Source organism: Streptomyces sp. 8K308 (genome assembly GCF_004348315.1).
Classification (GTDB): domain Bacteria; phylum Actinomycetota; class Actinomycetes; order Streptomycetales; family Streptomycetaceae; genus Streptomyces.
In genome coordinates this window covers 1-3,625 of the sequence record NZ_SMKC01000511.1, presented here as the reverse complement: position 1 = coordinate 3,625, position 3,625 = coordinate 1, and the positions used below count along the sequence as shown (strand labels likewise).

The 3,625-nt window shown below is 70.8% G+C and carries 3 protein-coding genes; all 3 read right to left on the bottom strand.

Annotated elements, in window-relative coordinates; genetic code table 11:
* Positions 1 to 44: 44 nt before the first annotated feature.
* Positions 45 to 1,238: an MFS transporter gene (locus tag E1265_RS34940; RefSeq protein WP_207931333.1), complete on the bottom strand. Its 1,194-nt coding sequence runs from the start codon at positions 1,236 to 1,238 to the stop codon at positions 45 to 47.
* 83 nt (positions 1,239 to 1,321) lie between these two features.
* Positions 1,322 to 3,295, bottom strand: coding sequence for a TetM/TetW/TetO/TetS family tetracycline resistance ribosomal protection protein (locus E1265_RS34935; protein WP_132934973.1), 1,974 nt, complete (start codon positions 3,293 to 3,295; stop codon positions 1,322 to 1,324).
* 200 nt (positions 3,296 to 3,495) lie between these two features.
* Positions 3,496 to 3,625: ATP-binding protein (locus E1265_RS34930; protein WP_279571493.1), on the bottom strand; the 130-nt coding region annotated here is incomplete at its 5' end.

The window sequence follows — 3,625 nt, the reverse complement described above, 5'->3', positions numbered from 1 at the left end:
CTCCCCGCCCCGAGCGGGGAGGGCGGACGCGCCCCCACGCGCCGTCACGTCGCACCTCCGCCAACGGGTGAGGCGTGTGCCACGGAAGTCGGGTCGGCGCCTCGGACCCTGGCCAGTGCGAGCACCGCCGCGCTCGCCGCGAAGAGCGAGGCGGCCAGGGCCACGGTGTTCCCCGCCCCCATCGCTCCCGAGACCCCGGCCAGGCTGGACGCGCAGACGATCTCACCGACGTACTCGGCCTGTGCCATGAAGGAATGGGTCGTGGCCCGGATGTCGTTCGCTGTGCGGCGGTTGACCCAGATCGTGGTGATCGTCCGAATCAGGGGCATGGCGATGCCGTTCGCGATGACCACGCCCACGATGGCGTAGGTGAGGTTCGGCGCCAGCCCGACCAGCACGAAGCTGATCAGCCCTGTGGCGCATGAGAGGGCCAGGGCCGCGCGGGCCCCGTGATCGTCGTGGAGCCGATTCTGGGCGACGGCGAGCGCGAGAACCGCGAACGCGTAGCCGGCCAGGGAGATGGCGGTGAACCACACCGTGCCGGACATGCCCGAGGGGAGACCGAGGCCGGACAGCTGCACCGGATAGACACGGGCAAAGGAGTCACCCGCGCCGTTCACCAGGACCGTGACGATGACCAGAACGCACACGGTGCGGTCGGTGACCACGAGCCGTGCGCCTCTGCGGGCGATGCCAAGCGCGACGCGGAGGTGGTCCTTGCGCACCCGGACGAAGTTGTCCTCGGGAAAAGCCACGGTGAACCATGCCCCCAGTACGAGCATCAGAACGCCCGCGCCGGCGATGGCCGCCGGTCGGTTGAGGATCGTCGCGAGCGCGCCGAAGACGACGATGCCGGCTCCTGAGCCGATCATCTGCCACCGTCCCTGAGCGGCGATCAGCAGATGCATGCGCTCGGGCTGGTCGATCTCGTCCGTTGCCCACGCCACGTCGGATCCGCTGGCGAACGTGCCGGCGATTCCCCACAGCACCTGCGCCACCATCAGCGGCAGGAAGTCGGAGGACAATCCGGTCGTGATCATGGCGGCGGCCATCAGGGCGTGAGAGGTGACGATCGCCGCCTTGCGGCCGATGGTGTCGGACACGACCCCGGCCGGGATCTCGAAGACGCTGCTCGCCACGCCCTGTACGGCGGCGATGACAAGAAGTTGCGCGGGGGACAGGCCCGCATCGACCACCATGTACAAGCTGGTGACGAGCCACCAGCCGTTCTGCAGCACGGCCCGAAGGAAGTTCCAGACCAGGAAGCGGCGTGCGAGCTGTCGCGGACGGCGCGGAGCGGAACCCGGGCGCGCCGGGGGCCTCATCGCTGCCCGCCGCAGGTGGTTCGCACGGGTTGGTAGTGGTCAGGGGCGGTTTCGAGGACACCCTCGCCGTGAGCCGCGCTGTGCAACCCCGCACGTACCGCGTTCGCCTCTGCTTTCCGAAGGGTTCCGGTGATCACCGCGACAGGCCCGGCGGTCCGGAGCGTCTCAGGGACGGCACCGTGGCGGCCCAGCAGGGCGAGCACAGGGGCCAGCTCGTCCGCCGGCGCTTCGAGCACGAACCGGTCGACGGGCTCGCAGACAACCGTGCCGGCCCGCCTGAGTGCTTCGCGGACGACCGCGTCGGTCGTGCGCCGGACCTCCGCGGCGCGCGGGCCCGCCGGGGGGTAGCCGCTGTCGGTGACCGTGATCCGTGTGTCGACCACCCGCCACCCGTGCGGGCCGACCGCCAGGGGCTCATGGAGGTACTCCAGGATCGCGGCCTGGTATCCGCCGACGTTGCCGTAGACGTGCAGGGGTAGTTGTGCCCGGTCCGCGGCGATGACGAGCTCGACGCCGGAGCCGGGCGCGGCCGGTTCGACGGTCACCGCCAGGGCGTAGTTGTACACGTGGCCGGCTTCGCCCAGGCGCAGCGCGGCGCTGCCGGTTCCCGACGGTCGTTCGACGCAGACCACGCCGGTGTCGCGGAAGTCGACATCGATGCCGTATTCGGCTACCAGCGTGTCGGCCAGGACCTCCTGCTGCACCTCGCCGTAGATGCGAATCCGTGCGGCACCCCGCTCGGGCCGCAGGGCGATCAGCGGATCGATGTCGGCGAGTTCGGTCAGGGCCTGGTGTACCTCACCCTGCCGAGCGGGATCACGGGCAACCACCCTGGTCTCAAAGCCAGGTTCCGGCAGCGCCGCTGCCGCGGTGGTGCCGGCCGGGCGGCAGCCGATCCAGTCTCCGATCCGAGCGCCATCGAGGCCCCGGACGCGCGTGATCTGGCCGGCCGCCGCACGAGGGCGCTGGACGGCACCGCCGGGTTCGAAGACCTCCACGGCCGTCACGGTCGCCCACCGGTCACCGCCGAGCGACACCCGATCGCGGACGCCGAGTGTCCCGGCACGCATCCGCACCGTGCAGACCCGCTGCCCTCCTGGTGACCGTTCGACCTTGAACACCTGCGCCGCCACCGGTGCGTGATCGTCGCCGGGTGCCACGGGCAGCAATTCGGTGACGGAGCCGATCAGAGACCGGATGCCAGCACCGGTCCTGGCCGACCCGAACAGGACCGGATGGACGTCACCGGCACGCGTGAGGCGTCCCAGGGCGGTGCGCAGCCGCTGCGGTCCGACGGGGCGATCCCGGGCGAGCCAGTCCTCGAGCAGATCCTCGTCATGGTCCGCGATCAGCCCCGTCAGACGCTCGGCCTCGATGGGGTCCTCCCACGCGCACGGAACGGCCTCGGCCGCCGCCGTACCGGGGTTGTGCACGTGACCAAGCGGCACGAGAGCCGTGCTCAGGCGGCTTCGCATTCCCTCAAGGACCGTCTCGGGCGCGGCGCCCGCCCTGTCGATCTTGTTGACGAAGAAGACCACGGGGATGCCCAGGCGGTGCAGCGCCCGATACAGCACGATGGTCTGGGCCTGCACGCCCTCCACGGCGGACAGCACCAGGACCGCGCCATCGAGGACCGCCAGTGAGCGGTCGACCTCGGCGATGAAGTCGGGATGGCCGGGGGTGTCGACGAGGTTGACGGTGACGTCGTCGATCTCGAATGTCGCGACGGCGGAGCGGATCGTGATTCCCCGTCGCCGCTCCAGGGACATGGTGTCGGTCTGAGTCGTGCCGTCATCCACCCGGCCGGCCTGTTCGATGGCACCGCCGACGTGCAGCAGCGCCTCGGTCAGACTGGTCTTGCCGGCGTCGACGTGGGCCACCACGCCCAGGTTGAGCCGCCGGGCACCGGGCGCCGCGCCGGTAGTAGCGGTGTCATGGCGTGCGGGGGCTGGAGAGTGCGGACGGTTCATGGCTCCTCGTGTGCAGGTCTGCGACGGCGGCGGGGCACACGAGTTGGCGCATGAGGGGATCCGTTTCTCTCATTGGTCACGGAGCAACTGGTCGGACGATGGTCCAAGAGGCCGTCCAGCGCTGTCAACGCAATTCCGTGCGACCGTGTGCCGCGGTTCACCCGCCGAGGTGGGGCGTGCCGCCGCGAAGCGCGCGGGCGTCAGGCGTGGCGTGGCAGCAGCAGGCGAACGTTCGTGCCCGCCCCCGGCGTCGTGTGGATCTCGACGCGGCCGCCATGCGCCCGCACGGGGGAGTCGACGATGGCCAGCCCCAGGCCCGCTCCCCCACCC

Excerpts from the sequence above, each read along its gene's own strand:
- E1265_RS34935 (WP_132934973.1), bottom strand. The coding sequence starts at position 3,295 with ATGAACCGTCCGCACTCTCCAGCCCCCGCACGCCATGACACCGCTACT.